Annotated in this window: 14 protein-coding genes and 2 pseudogenes; 6 read left to right on the top strand and 10 right to left on the bottom strand. The window is 66.0% G+C overall.

From position 1 onward, the window contains the following. Positions 1-24 precede the first annotated feature (24 nt). Positions 25-1398 carry an MFS transporter gene (locus ACFLEY_RS18175; protein ID WP_396604705.1) on the top strand — a complete coding sequence of 458 codons (1374 nt, stop codon included), beginning with the start codon at positions 25-27 and terminating at the stop codon, positions 1396-1398. A gap of 50 nt (positions 1399-1448) precedes the next feature. On the opposite strand, the gene ACFLEY_RS18180 is transcribed toward ACFLEY_RS18175, so the two are convergent. From ACFLEY_RS18180 to ACFLEY_RS18215, 8 genes are all read right to left on the bottom strand, one after another. Next, positions 1449-1685 carry a hypothetical protein gene (locus ACFLEY_RS18180; protein ID WP_028171463.1) on the bottom strand — a complete coding sequence of 79 codons (237 nt, stop codon included), beginning with the start codon at positions 1683-1685 and terminating at the stop codon, positions 1449-1451. 120 nt (positions 1686-1805) lie between these two features. Then, a complete protein-coding gene (locus ACFLEY_RS18185) occupies positions 1806-3056 on the bottom strand; it encodes an arsenic transporter (protein ID WP_211433654.1) in 1251 nt (416 codons plus the stop codon). A gap of 25 nt (positions 3057-3081) precedes the next feature. After that, positions 3082-4344: an MFS transporter gene (locus tag ACFLEY_RS18190; RefSeq protein ID WP_060912545.1), complete on the bottom strand. Its 1263-nt coding sequence runs from the start codon at positions 4342-4344 to the stop codon at positions 3082-3084. Between the two features lie 30 nt (positions 4345-4374). Beyond that, positions 4375-4992, bottom strand: a complete 618-nt coding sequence (locus ACFLEY_RS18195; protein WP_060912544.1) for a hypothetical protein — start codon at positions 4990-4992, stop codon at positions 4375-4377. 36 nt (positions 4993-5028) lie between these two features. Continuing rightward, complete coding sequence (locus ACFLEY_RS18200) at positions 5029-5757, bottom strand: hypothetical protein (RefSeq protein WP_249162983.1); 729 nt, start codon at positions 5755-5757, stop codon at positions 5029-5031. A 144-nt stretch (positions 5758-5901) separates the two neighbouring features. Then, complete coding sequence (locus ACFLEY_RS18205) at positions 5902-7260, bottom strand: sigma-54 dependent transcriptional regulator (protein ID WP_060912543.1); 1359 nt, start codon at positions 7258-7260, stop codon at positions 5902-5904. Continuing rightward, positions 7245-8699, bottom strand: coding sequence for a HAMP domain-containing sensor histidine kinase (locus tag ACFLEY_RS18210; protein ID WP_060912542.1), 1455 nt, complete (start codon positions 8697-8699; stop codon positions 7245-7247). Before ACFLEY_RS18210 ends, ACFLEY_RS18205 begins: the two co-directional genes overlap by 16 nt. A 33-nt stretch (positions 8700-8732) precedes the next feature. After that, a complete protein-coding gene (locus ACFLEY_RS18215) occupies positions 8733-9173 on the bottom strand; it encodes an EamA family transporter (protein ID WP_082757271.1) in 441 nt (146 codons plus the stop codon). 240 nt (positions 9174-9413) lie between these two features. Here ACFLEY_RS18215 and ACFLEY_RS18220 point away from each other — a divergent pair. Further along, positions 9414-9656: pseudogene (locus tag ACFLEY_RS18220) on the top strand (ATP-binding protein); the annotation flags it as partial. Positions 9657-9953: 297 nt separating this feature from the next. Here the strand turns inward: ACFLEY_RS18220 and ACFLEY_RS18225 are convergent. Then, positions 9954-11171: pseudogene (locus tag ACFLEY_RS18225) on the bottom strand (PAS domain S-box protein); the annotation flags it as partial. 455 nt (positions 11172-11626) lie between these two features. Between ACFLEY_RS18225 and ACFLEY_RS18230 the strand changes: the two are divergent. From ACFLEY_RS18230 to ACFLEY_RS18245, 4 genes are all read left to right on the top strand, one after another. Continuing rightward, positions 11627-12709, top strand: a complete 1083-nt coding sequence (locus ACFLEY_RS18230; RefSeq protein ID WP_060912541.1) for a putative zinc-binding metallopeptidase — start codon at positions 11627-11629, stop codon at positions 12707-12709. A 187-nt stretch (positions 12710-12896) separates the two neighbouring features. Beyond that, positions 12897-14912: an acetyl/propionyl/methylcrotonyl-CoA carboxylase subunit alpha gene (locus tag ACFLEY_RS18235; RefSeq protein ID WP_060912540.1), complete on the top strand. Its 2016-nt coding sequence runs from the start codon at positions 12897-12899 to the stop codon at positions 14910-14912. A gap of 148 nt (positions 14913-15060) precedes the next feature. Then, positions 15061-15927 (top strand): oxaloacetate decarboxylase, encoded by an 867-nt coding sequence (locus tag ACFLEY_RS18240; RefSeq protein WP_011088022.1) that lies wholly within the window; start codon positions 15061-15063, stop codon positions 15925-15927. Next, entirely contained in the window at positions 15924-16223 is a 300-nt protein-coding gene (locus tag ACFLEY_RS18245) for an acylphosphatase (protein WP_011088021.1), read from the top strand. The genes ACFLEY_RS18240 and ACFLEY_RS18245 overlap by 4 nt, the downstream gene beginning before the upstream one ends. A 176-nt stretch (positions 16224-16399) precedes the next feature. On the opposite strand, the gene ACFLEY_RS18250 is transcribed toward ACFLEY_RS18245, so the two are convergent. Further along, positions 16400-17920 carry a PAS domain-containing sensor histidine kinase gene (locus ACFLEY_RS18250; protein WP_028171469.1) on the bottom strand — a complete coding sequence of 507 codons (1521 nt, stop codon included), beginning with the start codon at positions 17918-17920 and terminating at the stop codon, positions 16400-16402. Positions 17921-17922: the final 2 nt, after the last annotated feature.

Consider the following 17922-nt stretch of genomic DNA (forward strand, 5'->3'; position numbering starts at 1 on the left):
AGAGTTCTGGAGAAAGGAAGAAGAATGTCGACGATGGCGATGCCACAACCGACCGCGAGCGAAGCCGCGGTCCGCTACCTGATCACGAACTACAGTCCCAAGGGTAACAAGGTCGGCTGGCTGATGATGGCCTCGATCCTCGTCGAGGCCTGGGATCTCTATTCGATCGCCTTCATGCTGATCTTCATCAAGGAGCAGTACAATCCCGATCCGCTGATGCTGGGTCTTGCCGCCGCCGGTACGCAGGGCGGCGCGTTGATCGGCGCGCTGCTCGGCGGCTGGCTCTCCGACAAGATCGGCCGCCGCGTCATGTTCCTGGTGACGATGGTGCTGTTCATCGTGCTGGCGCTGGCGCAGGCTTTCGTGCCGACCGTCGGTTGGCTCGTCGTGATCCGCTTCCTGCTCGGCATTCCGCTCGGCTCCGATATCTCGACCGGCTACACCTACATCATGGAATCCATGGCCAAGGGTGAGCGCGAGGTCATGGGCAACCGCTGGCAGTTCATGTTCGCAGTCGGTGAAGTGCTCACCATCGGCGTCATCGTGATCTTCCTGCTGATCGACATGCAGCACGAGATGCTGTGGCGCGTGACGCTCGGCCTTGGCGCGGTGCCGGCGCTGATCATCCTGATCATCCTGATCATGCGTCATGACGTGCCGGAGACGGCGGTGTGGCTGGTGCAGAAGGGACGCTACCGCGAGGCCAAGCAGGTCGCGCGCGAGATGTTCAACGACAATCTCGACATGCTGCCGGACCAGGATGTGGTGGTTCCGAAGACCAGCACGCGGGCGTTCCTCGCCGACCTCAAGAAGGATCCGATCCGCTGGCGCGCCACGGTCTACGGCTGGATCGCTTGTTTCACCCAGGCGAGCGAGTTCTCGACCTTTGCGTTCTACCTGCCCGTGCTGTTCGTGATGGTCGATGTGTCGAGCGTGCTCGGCATCAATCTGGTGACGATGGCGCTGTTCTCCTTCGCCGCTCTGTCCGGGTGGGTCGGGCCGCTGTTGACGCCGAAGATTGGCCATCGCGGCATCGCGATCGCCGGATTCTCGATCGTGATGGCCTCGTTGCTGGTCGCGGCCTTCGCGCTTTACACCGACAACAAGATCCTGCTGCCGTTCGCAGCGGCTGCCATGTTGTGGGGCCATTACTGGGACGCGTCGAACTGCATGACGATCCCGACCATGGTCGCCAAGCCGAAGTACCGCGGCACCGCCAGCGGCTTCGCCTACATGTTCGTGAAGCTGCCGTCGTTCCTGGCGATCTTCCTGTTCCCGACGGTATTCGCTGCGATCGGGCAGGCGAATGCAACGCTGATGGTCGCGATCTTCCCGCTGATCGGATTGCTCGCCGCCATCTTCATCCTGCCGGAAGTGTACGGCTACGAGAACGACTGAGGATGCGCTGCCCGGTCGCGGCCGTTATGGCCGCGATCGGGCTTTTCCAGCTACGGGCTCAGGAAGACGGGATCGATCCCGGTCCCATGGCTGAGCAGGCCGATGGCCTGAAGCTGGGCGGCGTGCAGGTCGATTTCCACGATGGCGAACAGGGCCAGCAGCGCCACGACGGAGAAGACGAGCAGGGGATGGGATGTCTCCCCGCGGCCTTCAGCGGGCGCGATGAAGCTCCGGATTTCGCGACGCAGGGAAAAGCTCTGCGGCAGCGCCTTTGATTGAATCTGCATGATGAACCTTCCTTGCCGCGGCATGTATCGCGCGACAAGTGAACTCTAGCCGCGGTAGCCCCGCCGGCATTGATGCACCGCAAACAATTGCACTTGATTGGTCGGCGGGTTCGGCCGCGACTACCTGATCGCGGCAGCCAGCGCGGCGACCAAAGCGGGCGGCGTCACCAGCAGACCCAGCTTGAGGAACGGCCAGGCGCCAACCTCGATCTTCTCCCGCCGCAGCGCGACCAGCCAGAGGATGGTGGCGAGCGACCCTGTTACCGACAGATTGGGGCCGAGGTCGACGCCGATCAGGATGGCGCTGACGACGGGCGCGGGCAAATGATCGCTGGCGGCGACCGAGCCGGCGACGAGGCCGACCGGAAGATTGTTGGCGACATTGGTGGCGAATGCGGTCGCGATGCCGACGCTCCAGGCAGCTTTCGGGATCGATTGCGCGACCGCTTGGTGCAGCAGCGCGCTGAGCTGCCCGATCACGCCGGTCTTCACCAGCGCTTCCACCAGGACGAAGAGCCCGCCGACCAGCGGCAGCACGCTCCAGGACACGCCGCGCAGCACAGGCAAAGGTGACTGCTGGCTGATCAGCAGCACGATCGCGGACGTCGCCACGCCGCAGATGAAGGTCGGCAAGCCGAGTTGCCTGTCGAGCGCGGAGGCCGTGACCAGCACGATTCCGATCGCGATGATGCCCACGGCTGTGAGCTTGCCGCCGCGGCTGAGCTTCGGATGCGGCACGCTGCGCGCGATGGTCTCTTCCTTCAGCGCGCGGTGCTGGGTCAGGCGCAGCACGACATAGGTGAGCAGGATCGAGGCTGCCGAGGGCAGGGCGAACAGGCGCAGCCATTCGGTCAAATGCGGCATGCGTGCGCCGAACACGACGAGGTTGGCCGGGTTGGAGATCGGTAGCACGAAGCTTGCGGCATTCGCGATGAAGGCGCAGACGAACAGATAGGGCAGCGGCTTGGCGCCGGCCGCGCGGGTCGCGGCATAGACGGCGGGTGTCAGCACGATCGCGGTGGCATCGTTGGAGAGCAGCACGGTGACAAGGGTGCCGACGAGATAGATCAGCAAAAACAGCCGCTGCGGCGATCCGTCTGCATATTCCACCGCGAGCGCGGCGAGATAGTCGAACAGGCCCTCGAGCCGCGCCAGTTCGGCGATCAGCATCATGCCGATCAGGAAGAGATAGACATCGACGCCCTTCTCGATGCCGAGAAGCGCATCCTGCCACGGCAGCAAGCCGAGCAGCACGAGGGCGCCAGCGCCGATCACGGCCCAGATCGCTTCGGGGAGGCGGAAGGGACGGATGATGACGCCGGCGGTCGCGGCGACGATGATGCTCCAGGCCCAGATGGCGTCAGACGGCACGTTCAGTCCTTGAGGTTTGGTCGGCTCATTCGGCTGCGATAGCTGATGTCGGCGGCGCTGTCTTCCCCTGCGGCGGCAAGGTTCCATGCCGCGTCTCGGGCAAGGCGACAAGGCAGACGATCGCGCCGATCGCAGCGACCGCGCCGAGCGTGATGAACGCCGCGCTGTAGCCCGCACCGACCACGACGAGGCCCGCAAGCGTCGTCGACAGCGCCGCGCCGATGCTCTGGGCGGTGATGACCGCGCCTTGCGCGACGTTGAAACGTCCGGTGTTGCGCATCAGGTCGGCGACAATGACGGGGAAGATCGCCCCGAAGATGCCGGCGCCGACGCCGTCGAGAAGCTGCACGCCGACCAGCCAGAACGGATTGTCGGAGAGCGTGTAGAGCGTTCCCCGCATGGGCAGTATCAGGAGTGCGGCGAGGAAGAAGCGCTTGTGGCCCCAGCGGTCGGCCCTGGCGCCGACCAGCATCGCGAACGGCACCATCACCACTTGGGCTGCGACGATGCAGGCCGACATCAGGCTGGTGCCCATGTTCTTGTCCTGGAGCGAGAGCTTCTGGCCGACCAGCGGCAGCATCGCCGCGTTGGAGAGATGGAAGAGCAGGACGCAGATCGCGAAGACGAGCAGGGGGCGACAGGTGAGGAGCACCGCGAGGCCTGACGGCTGTTCGCTCCGTGTATCGGCGTCGTGCAGCCCGCGGGCGAGGTCGTGGTCGATGGCCCGTTCGGGGATCGCAAGAATGCTGACAAGGCTTGCGATCGCCATGGCGCTGAGAAGGTAGAACACCACGGTCGGGCCAAACCAATAGGCGGAGAGGCCGGCAAGACCCGCCGCGACCGCGTTGCCGGCATGGTTGAAAGTTTCGTTGCGGCCGATCCGCCGGGTGAAAGCGGCGTGGCCGAAGATGCCGAGCGAGACGGCGGCGATCGCCGGTGGAAAGACCACGGCGGCGGCCTGCGCGATGCCTTGCGAGATTGCGACCGGCACGAAGCCGGGGAACAACGGCAGCGAAAGCGATGCAAGCGTCACCATGATGGCGGCGACAACCATCACCAGCCGCTTCGCCCGGGTCGCATCGACCAGCGCGCCGGCCGGTGTCTGCGCCACGATACCCGCGACTGTGGCAATCGACATCACGAGGCCGATGCGCGCCTCGTCCCAGTGCTGCTCGGTGAGGAGATAGACGGCAAGATAGGGCCCAAGCCCGTCGCGGACGTCGGCGAGAAAGAAGTTGGCCGCATCCAGCGCGTGCCCGGCGCGTCCCTTTTCGCCCCTGTCGAACATGAAGGCTTCCTTCCCCGCCAACGTCTCGTCTCAAGCTGCGTGAGCGTCTTCGTCGTGACCGTGTTTCGGCTTCCTGTCCTTCGGCTTTGGCTTTTTCAACGGCTTCAGTCGCTCCGGATCCGGGCCGATCTCCCGCGCATGGATCACGCGTCCATGCTTGGTCTGAAGGCCGTCGCCACGGGCGGCGACCTTTGCGCCGGGAGCAAGCAAGGCAGCAAAGTGCCCAGCCTCCCTGGGGCCGATGCGCAGCACGGTCCCGTCGGACAGCAGTGCTCCGCGCAACTCGCCCTTCGGGCCAAACAGCGATAGTTCGACGCGATCCTGAACCGACATCGGCTCGTGCTTCACTTTCGGATGCTCGCGGTCGTGGTCCGGACCCTCGTCGATGATCTCGCGCCCTCCCGCTGTCGTCACCGAGACCGCCGCAAGCAGCTTCGCGCCGCGCGGCCGCACGCCGCGCACGCTGATCTTATCGCCCGGCGAGACATGGCGGGTGAGCTCGCGGTCCATGTGCGGCGGCGTGTGAACCAGGACGGCGGACTGCTTTGCTTTCATGACGAAGCCGTCGACCTCGCCGTGCGGATTGAGCACGAAGCGTTCAAGGATGCCTGCGACTTCCGGCAGGCGGTCGGGATCGATCCAATGCATTTTGATATCCTGGTCCGTTTGTTTCGGGTTGAAGCGTCAGCCGCGCGGAGGTGGAGGCGGCCCAAATCCGGGGGGCGGGGGTGGCGGCGGCGGGCCGCGGCGATCCGGGCCGTCCGGCGGACCCGGCGGGCGTGGACCGCGCGATTCGGTCATCTGCTCCGGCGAGGCGCCGATCGCCCGCACGTCGACGACCCGGCCGAACACGGTGTCGAGGACGTCGCCGCGCGCTGATACGGTCTGGCCCCGGCGCAGCTGGTCCTGCATGCGCTCGGCTTCCGGCGGCGGCAGGCGGAGCGTGGTGCCGTCGTCAAGCAACACGCCATTCACCTCGCCGCGCTTGCCGTGCAACTGCGCCGCGATCCTGCCGCTGACGACCTGATCTTCGTTGCCGACGCGCCGGTCCGGCGGGCCGTTGTCGACGACGCTCTTGCCCGTCGCGATGTTGGTGATCGAGGCCGCGTCGACCAGCGGCAGGGCGCGGGCGCGCAAGCCTCGTATCGAGACTTCATCGCCGGGGTGGATCGCAAACACGGTCTGGGCGGTGAGATGCGGTGGCAGCTTCACCTCCGTGCCATCGGTGAGAATGACGCCGTCGATATCACCGCGCGGTGTCAGCGTGTATTGCTTGACGGTTCCGCGCGACTCCGGAAGTTGCGAGGAATCCCACATCGAATCCCTTGCCTGTGAGTTCGCGGCCGCTCCGCCGCCGATTGCCGTCGTGGCGAGTAGCACGCAGAACAGCGCGCGCATGCGTGTCATCTTCATGGAACAACTCCTTTCGAGTTTGCGACGTCGTCGCTTGGCGCGACGTCAGTCGCTTGCCATGACTTCAGCAAGCGTTACGTCAGCAAGCGCTATGCCAGCCGTGCGATCGTTGATTCGAAAGAGAAAATTCCGAAGACGCCGCTGTCAGTCGTCGTCTTTCCCGACGCGGTCCGTCAGGTTTTCTGACGCCTCGGCGAGGCCATAGCGCTGCATCTTCGTGTAGAGGAGCTGGCGGTTGATGTTGAGACGCCGCGCCGCCTCGGTGCGATTGCCGCCGCAAGCCTCCAGCGCACTCTGGATCATCTTCGTTTCAAGCTGCGCGACGGCCGTGGGGAGGTCCGCATCGAGGTCCGACAGGGCAGTCTTCAGCTCGATTCCGCTGATATCGATGTCGCCCGGGCCGATGACATCGGCGCGCGTCATGATGCAGGCGCGCTCGATCACGTTGCGGAGCTCGCGGACATTGCCAGGCCAGGCATGGCGGCGCAATTTGTCGAGCGCGGCCGCGTCGAGCTGCTTGTGCCGCCCGCCGGAAGCTGCAGCACGCGCGAGGAAATGGCCGGCAAGCGGCGTGATATCGGCTACGCGGTCGCGTAGTGCGGGAATCGCAATCGGCACCACGTTGAGCCGATAGTAGAGATCTTCACGGAATCCATGCGAGGCGACCAGTTTGGCGAGATCGCGATGGGTGGCGGCGATGACGCGGGCCGTGGTGTGGGTGGGCTTTCCGCCGACCGGCGTGACGACCTGCTCCTGGAGCGCGCGCAGGATCTTGGCCTGCATCGCGAGCGGCATGTCGCCGATCTCGTCGAGGAATAGCGTGCCGTTCGCGGCGTCGCGGAATGCGCCGGTGCGGTCGGCGGCGGCGCCGGTGAAGGAGCCCTTCACGTGGCCGAACAGTTCGCTCTCGAGCAGGTCCTCAGGGATCGCCGCGCAATTGACCGCGACGAACGGACCATCCTTGCGTTTGCCGTGGACATGGAGCGCGCGGGCCACCAGCTCCTTGCCGGTCCCGGTCTCGCCCAGGATCAACACGGTGGCGTCGCTGTCTGCCGCAAGCCCAATCGCCTTCTGCACCCGTCGCATGCTCTCGCTGGTCCCGATCAGGGTGTCCCCGCTGTCGTCTTGGGGATGGCCGACCACAGGTGCGCGGCGGGGCAGGCGATTCAGGAGAACTTTCAGCTCTTCGCGACCGATCGGCTTGCTGAGATGGTCGAACGCGCCGAGCCGCATCGCCTCGATCGTATTGGCTGCGCCGGCGAACGCCGTCAACACCACGACCGGAGGCGGATTGTTCACCGAACGGATCCGGCGAAGCACCTCGATGCCGTCCATGCCGGGCATGCGCAGGTCGAGCAGCACCGCATCGACGTCGCCGCCGAGCGCGGCGAGGCCCTCACGGCCAGAAGCGGCGAGGCGCGGCGTGTGCCCGAGGTCGCTCAGCGCCTCGGCCAGACCTTCGCGCAGCGCCGCGTCGTCGTCGACGATCAGGACGGTTGCCATGGCACCTCGATCTCGAAAACGGCGCCGCTGTCGGCCTGGACCAGGCGGACATCGCCATGATGATGCCTTGCGATCTCACGAACGATGGCAAGGCCCAGGCCTGTGCCATCGGCGCGTCCGGTGACGAAGGGTTCGAAGAGACGTTCTCGCACCTCGTCGGCAACGCCGGGACCGGTGTCGGCAACCCGCAAGAGCAGCATGTCGTCTGTTTTGTGCGCCTCGACGGCAATCGCTCCGCCCGCGGGCGTGTTTTGAACGGCGTTGATGATCAAATTGTCCAGGGCCCGTTGCATCTGGGATGGATCGAACTTGGGTAACGGCGCAGACATGGACCCGGTTCCCGCGGTCAAGGCAATGCCTTTTGCGGCCGCAAGATCGCGGTGGGTCTCGATCGTGTTGCTCAGGAAATCCGCGAGATCGACGTCGACGAGTTTCGGCTCACGCGCCTGGGTCATCTCCAGAAGGTCGCGCAACAATGCGTCCAGCCGGCCGACCTGCTGGAGAATGGTGTTCAAGGCCGCTTCGCTACGCGAGCCGTCGGCGACGGCAAGGGCGTTCTCGGCCTTCAGGCGCATTGCGGCGATGGGGTTGCGGATTTCGTGGGCGAGCCCGGCCGACATCCGGCCCAGCGCCGCCAGCCGTTCGGCGGCGGTGGCGCGGCGGCGCTCGATCGACAGGCGCTCGCCAGTGCTGTTGAGGGCATCGACCAGGCGGTCGAGTTCGGGAGCCCCGGTCGGCGCGAGCCGGGGCAGATCGACGACGCCCTCTTGGCGGTCGTCCAGCGCCGTCTCGATCAACGTGATGTGGCGCGACCAGACATAGAGCACGCGTGCAAGCCAGACGGCCGAACCGAAAATGGTCAGGGCGAGCACAAGGAGCCCCGCCAGCAGCTGATTGTAGGCCGGCCCCTCGGACGTGTAGGCCCGCGTCATGGTCCACCCGGTGACCCCTGGCAGGGGCCCGCGCAACGGGCAGGCGTGCACGATCAGCACCTGCGAGCGGCCGGGTTGCCTGATTGACGCGGCGCGTCCGGATCGCAACGCCTCGGCGTTGACCTCGCGAATCCTGTTGAGTTCGGCAGCGGGAAGGTCGGTCTTCGGTCCGGTACCTTCATAGGTGGGGAAGGCGTAGGCCAGCGAACCTTCGTCGGCCTGCCAGAACCCTCCCTCGACGCCGTTCGCGCCGGCAAGCGCGGTCTGCGCCACTGCCGTCAGTTGCTGCTTGAGCTGATCGTCGAGCGGCCCTCCCGGCCAACCGGCGACGAAGAACTGATAGCGGTCGGCGAGGTCGCCGCAGGCGCGGGCGACCGTCTCCTCGGCGCGGGCCAGCCGGGCATTGGAGGTCTGCTGGAACGACTCGAAGAACAGGTAGCCGGTGGCGACGCCGGAGACGACCAGCATGATCCAGAGGGCGAGCAATCGGGAACGGAGCGAGCGCATGGTCTGGAAACGTACCGCCGCGGGATCAGTACCTCAAAACTTCACCGCGAGCAGCACCGCGCCGGCGCCGATCATGGCGATGCCGGTCCAGCCCTGCGCTGTCGGACGCTCGCCGAGGAAGGCGAACGCGAAGAGAGCAACCAGAACGACGCTGAGCTTGTCGATCGGCGCCACCAGCGTGGCAGGGCCAAGCTTCAGCGCGCGAAAATAGCACAGCCAGGATGCGCCGGTCGCGAGCCCCGACAGCACCAGGAACAGCCAGGTCCTGGACGAGATCGCCGAGGGCACGGCGAATTGCCCGGTGAAGAACAGCAGCACCGAAAAGCCGAGCAGCACCACGATGGTGCGGATGAAGGTCGCCAGATCCGGATTGATGTTCTCGACGCCGACCTTGGCGAAGATCGCGGTCAGTGCGGCGAAGCAAGCGGACAGCAGCGCCCAGGTCTGCCAGGCGGAGAGGAGGGCGGGTTTCATGTCGTCAAGTTCCGTTGCTTTGGGACGGGGCGCCAGCGCCGTCATTGCGAGCGCAGCGTAGCAATCCAGAGTCTTTCCGCGGAGGCAGCCTGGATTGCTTCGCTGCGCTCGCAAAGACGGAGTCTGTGGGAGCTTCGTGCAACCATAACACTCACCGCGCCACCGACAGCTTTTCGGTGATCGCCTTGCGCAGGATGCGCGACAGCGATTCCACACCTCGCCATCAACGCCCGCGACGCCATGGACGACGAAGGCCGCCTCACCATCGCGGTGCGCAAGGTGCAGGGCATCCCGAGCCTGCGCGCGCAATCGGCGCGTGGCGGCGACTATGTCGCGATCTCGGTCGCGGATACCGGCAGCGGCATCGCACCGGAAAACATCGACGCCATCTTCGAGCCGTTCTTCACGACCAAGGAGGTCGGCAAGGGCACCGGCCTCGGCCTCAGCCAGGCGTTCGGCTTCGCCAAGCAGTCCGAAGGCGACATCGCGGTGATGAGCACGCCTGGCAAAGGCGCGACCTTCACGATCTACCTTCCGCAGGCGCAGAGCCCGGCCGCCGACAACGAAGCCGCAGCGCGGACCAGCGAGGCCGCGACCACCGGGCGCGGCTACCGCGTGCTCGTGGTCGAGGACAATGACGACGTCGGCCAGTTCTCGACCGAGCTGCTGGAGGATCTCGGCTATGTCGTCCGGCGCGTTGCCAACGCCAGTGCGGCGCTTCGAGGCGCGCTCGACGGTGTCGGAGATGGCGTCGACATAGCGGCGGCGCCGCTCCTCCGGCAGCTCGCGCCGGCGCAGGAAGTCGGTCGCCGAGCGGATGATGGTCAGGAGGTTGTTGAAGTCGTGGGCGACGCCGCCGGTGAGCTGGCCGATCGCCTCCATCTTCTGCGACTGCCGCAGCGCTTCCTCGCCGCGGCGGCGCTCGGTGATGTCGACCAGTTCCGGCACCGCGCCCGTGATGTTGCCGTGGCGGTCGAGCACGGGGCGCATGCCGAACTCGAAATCGCGCTCGCCGATCGGCAGGCGCAGCCGCATCTCCATCCGCACCGCTTCGCCCCTCAGCACGGTCTCGAAGGCCTCGCGCGCGACGTCGCTCATGCCCGGGGTCTCCGTGAACCACGGCGTGTCCCAGAACGGCTGGCCGATGACGTCCCGCGCCTCGGTGCGGATGCCGGCGAGCGCGGTCTTGTTGGCGTAGAGCAATTCGCCCTCGAGGTTGACCAGCCCCTGATACTGGTTGCTGGTCTCCAGGATCGCGCGCAGGCGGGCCTCGTTGGATTCGAGCTCGGCGGTACGCTCGACGATGCGCTCTTCCAGCGTCTCGTTGAGCCGCCGCAGCTCGATTTCGGCCTGTTTGGCGGCGGTGATATCGTGGGCGACGCCGATGAAGCCGATATGCTTGCCGGTCGGATCCCAGCGCGGCTGGGATTCGGAGCGAAGCCAGCGCCATTCGCCGCTGGCGTTCTTGTAGCGCGCTTCCAGCACGAAGGGTTTTAGCGACGCTTCACCCTGGACGGATTGCTGGAGCACATGCGGCAGGTCGTCCGGATGCAGCACCTTGCGCCAGTCGAAATCGATGGCCTCCTCGTAGGGCAGGCCGACGAAGTCGACATAGGCCTGGTTGGCGAAGGAGCGCTTGCGGTCGAGTTTTGTGACCCAGATCGGCACTGGCGCGCTGTCGGCGATCAGCCGAAACCGGTCCTCGCTTTCGCGCAGCGTCTCACGAGCGAGCATCTGGTCGGTGATGTCGATATGGGCGCCGACGAGACGGATGGCGCGCCCGTTGCTGTCACGCTCGATCTTGGCGACGACGCGGATCCAGCGGGTCTCGCCGTCGCTCGGACGGATGATGCGGTATTCGGCGGTATAATCCTCGCTGGTCTCAGCCAGCACATCGAAGAAGTGTTTCACCGCGGCGTCGCGATCATCGGGATGGATGCGGTTGACCCAGTCCTCGTGCGATTCGTCGGCGGCTTCGGGGGGCAGGCCGTGGATCATCAGATATTCCGGCGAGCGGCGGTTCTTGAAGCCCTCGCGGAAGTCGACCTCGAGGCCGCCGACCTTGCCGATGCGCTGGATGCGCGCGAGCTCGGCCTCGCGCTCCTGGAGCGCGCGATAGGCATTGTCGCGCTCGCGCGCGACATCTTCGAGGTGCTGGCGCAGCCTTTCGGCGGCGATTGTCTCTGGCAAAGGATCGTTCAAGGCGTCGGCCGTTGTGATGCGTGTGCGCACGTGCCGGACCAATATTCACACAGACAAAGCGTGATAGCCATTGCTCAAAGGGGATAGATTGTCGGAAAGGCCCGCGGCCAGCCTGAACGCGGAAAAGTCCGGTCAGCTAACGGCGGGGCTGGCTATTTGTTCCGAAGATTGGAACGATGCGTCTGCGGACGCGTCTTTGCGAGGCGCCATAACGCTCATTCATAAAACTCCGTTTTCGAAGAGGCTAAATCTTGAAGCTCTTTGTCTGCCAGGCCTGCGGCAACGTCCTCTATTTCGAGAACCGCGCCTGTGGACGTTGCGGTCACCGCGTCGCCTTCCTCCCGGAGAGGGAGACGATGTCGGCGCTCGAGCCGGACGGCGAGGCTCAGGCGGTGTCCTGGACGACGCTGGCCGATAAGGGCAGGGGACGGATGCTGTGCCGCAATGCCGAGTACGATGCCTGCAACTGGCTGACGGATCCGGGCGATACCAACGGATATTGTCGCGCCTGCCGTCACAACGGCATGGTGCCCGATCTCTCCGATCCGGCTCAGCTCGCCGGCTGGCGCGAGCTGGAGGTGGCGAAACACCGGCTGTTCTATTCCCTGATCCGCTGGAAGCTGCCGCTCCAGAACCGGCAGGACAATCCCGAGCGCGGCCTGATCTTCAACTTCCTCGCCGACGATCCGAACAGCGGACAGAGGATCATGACCGGCCATGACAACGGCCTCATCACGATCGCGCTCACCGAAACCGACGGCATCGAGCGCGAGCGGCGCAGGCTGGAGATGGGCGAGCCCTATCGGACGCTGCTAGGGCATTTCCGCCACGAGGTCGGACATTATTTCTGGGATGTGCTGGTCCGCGAGGGTGGCAAGCTCGACGCATGCCGCGCCGTCTTCGGCGACGATTCGGCCGATTACGGCCAGGCCTTGCAGCGCCATTATGCCGAAGGCGCGCCGCCGGACTGGCAGCAGAGCTATGTCTCGACCTACGCCACGACGCATCCTTGGGAGGATTTCGCCGAAACCTGGGCGCACTACCTCCACATCGTCGACACCCTGGAGATGGCCTCCGAGTTCGGTATGGAGGTGCGGCCGCGGGTCGATCGTGACGGAGAGTTGTCGACGCGGCTCCGGTTCAACCCCTACGAGGCACGTGGCGTCCAGACGCTGGTCGACGCATGGCTGCCCTTCACCTTCGCCATGAACAGCGTCAACCGCGCCATGGGCATGCGCGACCTCTATCCGTTCATCCTGTCGCAGGCGGTGGTCGCCAAACTCGACTTCATTCACGCCCTGTTGCGGGACGCGGCCAGGGCCGGAAAGCCGTAGGCCCATCCCGGGGCGCGCCGAGCCCGTTGCCCAAGCCCGTTTCGGTCTTGCGCTGGTACACCAGAGGGGCCGGATTTAGACCGTTGCCTCCGGCCTATTTTAATGTACCACGGGGGTCACACGGCCCATCCCAGAGGCCCCAACGGCCGGGGAAGGGTCCCGCCCAAGGTCGAGACTCAAGAAAAGCATGTTCAAACGCATCCTGATCGCCAATCGCGGCGAAATCGCCTGCCGGGTCATCAAGACTGCCCGCCGGATGGGAATTGAAACGGTCGCGGTCTATTCCGAGGCCGACCGCGATGCCCTCCATGTCGAGATGGCCGACGAGGCCGTGCTGATCGGCCCGCCGGCTGCGGCCGAGAGCTATCTGGTGATCGAGAAGATCGTGGAGGCCTGCCGCAAGACGGGCGCACAGGCCGTGCATCCCGGCTACGGCTTCCTGTCCGAGCGCGAGGCGTTCCCACGCGCGCTGGAGGCGGCCGGCCTCGTCTTCATCGGCCCGAACCCGGGCGCGATCGCCGCGATGGGCGACAAGATCGAATCCAAGAAGGCCGCCGCGAAGGCCAAGGTCTCGACCGTGCCGGGCCATCTCGGCGTCATCGAGGACGACAAGCACGCGGTCCGCATCGCCGACGAGATCGGCTACCCCGTGATGATCAAGGCCTCCGCCGGCGGCGGCGGCAAGGGCATGCGCATCGCGAATTCGAAGAGCGAGGTCGCCGAAGGCTTCAACCTCGCCAAGGCCGAGGCCAAGGCCTCGTTCGGCGACGACCGCGTCTTCGTCGAGAAGTTCATCGTCGATCCCCGCCACATCGAGATCCAGGTGCTGGGCGACAAGCACGGCAACGTCATCTATCTCGGCGAGCGCGAATGCTCGATCCAGCGCCGCAACCAGAAGGTCATCGAGGAAGCGCCGTCACCGCTGCTCGACGAGGCCACCCGCCGCAAGATGGGCGAGCAGGCGGTCGCGCTGGCCAAGGCCGTGAACTATGATTCCGCCGGCACCGTCGAGTTCGTCGCAGGCCAGGACAAGAGCTTCTACTTCCTGGAGATGAACACGCGCCTCCAGGTCGAGCATCCCGTCACCGAGCTCGTCACCGGCATCGACCTCGTCGAGCAGATGATCCGCGTCGCCGCCGGCGAGAAGCTCGGCCTTGCGCAGAAGGACGTCACGCTGACCGGGTGGGCCGTGGAATCCCGCCTCTACGCCGAAGACCCGTTCCGCAACTTCCTGCCCTCGATCGGGCGCCTGGTGAAATATCGTCCGCCGGCGGAAGCGAGCCAGGACGGCATCACCATCCGCAACGACACCGGCGTGCAGGAAGGCGGCGAGATCTCGATCCATTACGATCCGATGATCGCCAAGCTCGTCACCCACGCGCCGTCGCGCGCGGCCGCGATCGAGGCGCAGGCGACCGCGCTGGACTCGTTCTATGTCGACGGCATCCGTCACAACATCCCGTTCCTGTCGGCGCTGATGCATCATCCGCGCTGGCGCGAGGGCCGGCTCTCGACCGGCTTCATCGCCGAGGAATTCCCCAAGGGCTTTGCGGTGCGCGTGCCCGAAGGCGAGGTCGCCCGGCGGATCGCCGCGGTCGGCGCCGCCATCGACCACGTGCTGGGTGAACGCAAGCGTCAGATTTCCGGTCAGCTTGGTGGCCGCGTCGTGCAGCGTGAGCGCCGCCGCGCGGTCTGGCTCGACCGCCAGGAGATTTCGCTCGAGGTCGGTCGCGAGGGCGAGGCGATCGCGGTGCGCTTCGTCGATGCCGAGGGCAAGGCCGGCCACGTGCATCTATTGCAGTCGCCGTGGAAGCCGGGCGATCCGGTCTGGCAGGGCACCATCGACGGCCATTTCGTCGCGGTGCAGGCCCGGCCGATCGCCAACGGCATCCGCCTCGCGCATCAGGGCGTCGAGGTGCCGGTCTATGTCTGGACCGAGGCGGAGGCCGCCTCGGCGCGGCTGATGCCTGTGAATACGGCCTCCGACACCGGCAAGAAGCTGCTCTGCCCGATGCCCGGGCTCATCGTCTCGATCGCGGTGACGGAAGGGCAGGAGGTCAAGGCCGGCGAGACGCTCGCGGTGGTCGAAGCCATGAAGATGCAGAACGTGCTCCGCGCCGAGCAGGACGGCACCGTGAAGAAGATCCACGCCAGCGCCGGTGCGACGCTCGCGGTGGACGCACTGATTTTGGAGTTTGCGTAAGCACTCCGGAGCACAACAGTCGACCCTCACCCTGAGGAGCCGCGCTTGCGCGGCGTCTCGAAGGGCGAGGCCACCAGCCGGGCCTTCATCCTTCGAGACGCGCGCAAGAGCGCGCTCCTCAGGATGAGGAATTGCGAGTGAGGCGACCATGGCCTTTCGTTCCCGCCGCGAAAAACTGCGATCGATCCTGTCGGGTCCGGGCTGCATCCATCCCGGCTCGGTCTACGACGCCATCTCGATCCGCATCGCCGAGGATCTCGGCTTTCCGCTCGGCATGTTCGGCGGTTCGGTGGCCTCGCTCGCCGTGCTCGGCGACCCCGATATCACGCTGATCACGCTCACCGAGCTCGCCGAGCAGATGCGGCGGATGTCGCGCGCGTCCGCGCTGCCGGTGCTGGTCGATGCCGATCACGGCTATGGCAATGCGCTCAACGTGCGCCGCACCGTGCAGGAGCTGGAGACGGCGGGTGCGGCCGGTCTCACCATCGAGGACACGCTGCTGCCGGCCGCCTTCGGTGAAGCGAAGACGCAATTGATATCGCTGGAGGAGGGCGTCGGCAAGATGAAGGCGGCGCTCAGCGGCCGCAGCGATCCCACGCTCGTCATCATGGGCCGCACTGGAGCTGCCGCGATCACCTCGCTCGACGATACGATCCGCCGCGCGCAGGCGTACGAGGCGACCGGCGTGGATGCGCTGTTCTTCACCGGCATCAAGTCGCGTGCCGAGCTTGAAGCAGTCGCAGCCGCGACGCATCTGCCGATCGTGCTCGGCGGCGCGCCGGAAGAATTGAATGCGCCCGATTATCTCGCCGGCCAGCGCGTGCGCATCGCGCTCCAGGGCCATGCGCCGATCGCGGCCGCGACGCAGGCCGTCCACGATACGCTGAAGGCGCTGCGCGAAGGCGCGCCGCCCAAAGCGCTCAAGGGATTGGCGTCCGCGGAATTGACCAGCCGTGTCATGCGCGAGGCCGAGACGAAGGCGCGCGGCGCCGATGTGCTCGGATTCAAGAAATGAGCCGGGCGATCCTCCAGGTCATGATCCGCGGCCGCGTGCAGGGCGTCGGCTATCGTGCCTGGGTCGAATACCAGGCCACCGCGAGCGGCCTCGAAGGCTGGGTCCGCAACCGCCGCGACGGCAGCGTCGAAGCGTTGTTCGCGGGCGCGCCGAACCACGTCGCCGACATGGTCGCGCTATGCCGCCATGGTCCGCCATCCTCGCGCGTCGACAGTGTCACCAGCGAGACGGCCGGTGCGGATGAGCTGAACCTGCGCAGGGCAGGGGAGAAGTTCTCGGTGTTGCCGACGGTTTGAGAGCTACACCTCGTTCCACACAGATGGTGTGCTCCCTCACCCCGTTCTTACGGGGAGAGGGTTGGGGTGAGGAGCCTCTCTCAACACGAGTGGTCGTCGAGTGACCTGTACCCCCTCACCCGAATTCGATCTGCGATCGAATTCGACCTCTCCCCGCAAGCGGGGAGAGGTGAAGATCACCTCGGCAGCTTCGCGATTGCTTCGCTCAGCTCGTGGATCTCGTAGGGCTTGCGCAGGATCGGGAAATCGCCGCGCACGTCGGCGGCGGCCTCGCTGTAGCCGGTGGCGAGCAGGATCGGCAGGCCGGGGCGGATCAGGCGCAGATGATGGGCGAGGGTGAGGCCGTCCATCTTGCCGGGCATCACGATGTCCGAAAAGACGAAATCGACGCCGTTTTGCTCGAGCTCGCGCAGCGCGGATTCCGCGTCGGGGACGCGGCGAACGCGGTAGCCGAGCTGCTCCAGCAGACCGATGCTGACGATGGCGACATCCGGATTGTCCTCGACCAGCAGCACCGTGCCGGCGCCGCGGAACGGCACCGCTTCCGCCGTTTCCCGCGCCGGCACATCCCGTCCGCGCGGCAGCAGGATGCTGAAAGTCGTGCCCTTGCCGAGCTCGCTTGCGACCTTCACCGTGCCGTCGGCCTGGTGCGCAAAGCCGTGCACCTGGGACAGGCCGAGACCGGTGCCCTTGCCGATCGGCTTGGTGGTGAAGAACGGCTCGAAAATCTTGTCGACGACGTCGGCGGGAATGCCGAGCCCGGTGTCGGCGACGTCGATCGCCACGAACTCGCCGGCGAGCGGAGCTTCGTCCAGCACGACGTTGCGGGCGCGGATCGTCACCGTGCCGCCGTCGGGCATCGCATCGCGGGCATTGATGACGAGATTGAGCAGCGCGGTCTCGAACTCCGAGACGTCGGTTCTGATCGGCCAGACCTCGCGGGCGATGTCGAAGGCGAGGCGCACGGCGCTGCCGACGCCGGCCTCGAGCACCTCGCGGATCGCCCCGATGCGCTCGGCAAGATCGATCGCCTGCGGGTTGACGCTCTGTCGCCGCGCGAAGGTGAGGAGCTGGTTGGTCAGCGCGGCGCCGCGCCGGGTCGCAGTCTCGATCGCCGAGATCGCGCGCTGGAGCTTGGCACCGTCGTCGGCGCCCCGCTTCAGGGTGTGAAGGCTGCCGCTGATGATCATCAGGAGATTGTTGAAATCGTGGGCGACGCCGCCGGTGAGCTGGCCGAGCGCGTCGAACTTCTGGGATTCGGCAAGCTGCTTCTGCATCGCCTCGAGCTTGAGCTCCGTGTTGCGTCGCTCGGTGATGTCGCGCGTGATCTTCGCGAAGCCGATGAGCTCGCCGTCCTCGTAGATCGGGTCGATCACGACGCTCGCCCAGAAGAAGGTACCGTCCTTGCGGACGCGCCAGCCTTCCTCCTCGTAGCGGCCCTTGTCGCGGGCGATGCCGAGGGCGCGGGCGGGCTTGCCGTTGGCCCGGTCGGTCTCGGTGTAAAAACGCGAAAAATGCTGGCCGACGATCTCCTGGGGCGAATAGCCCTTGATGCGCTCGCCACCGATATTCCAGCTCGTGATGATCCCCTTGGGATCGAGCATGTACAGGGCGTAGTCGGCAACCCCTTCGACCAACAGCCGGAAACTGCGTTCGCTCTCGAACAAGTCTCTCTGCTGATTGGACTTTCTAACCATTT

The organism is Bradyrhizobium sp. YCK136, from assembly GCF_044570075.1.
Lineage (GTDB): Bacteria > Pseudomonadota > Alphaproteobacteria > Rhizobiales > Xanthobacteraceae > Bradyrhizobium > Bradyrhizobium diazoefficiens.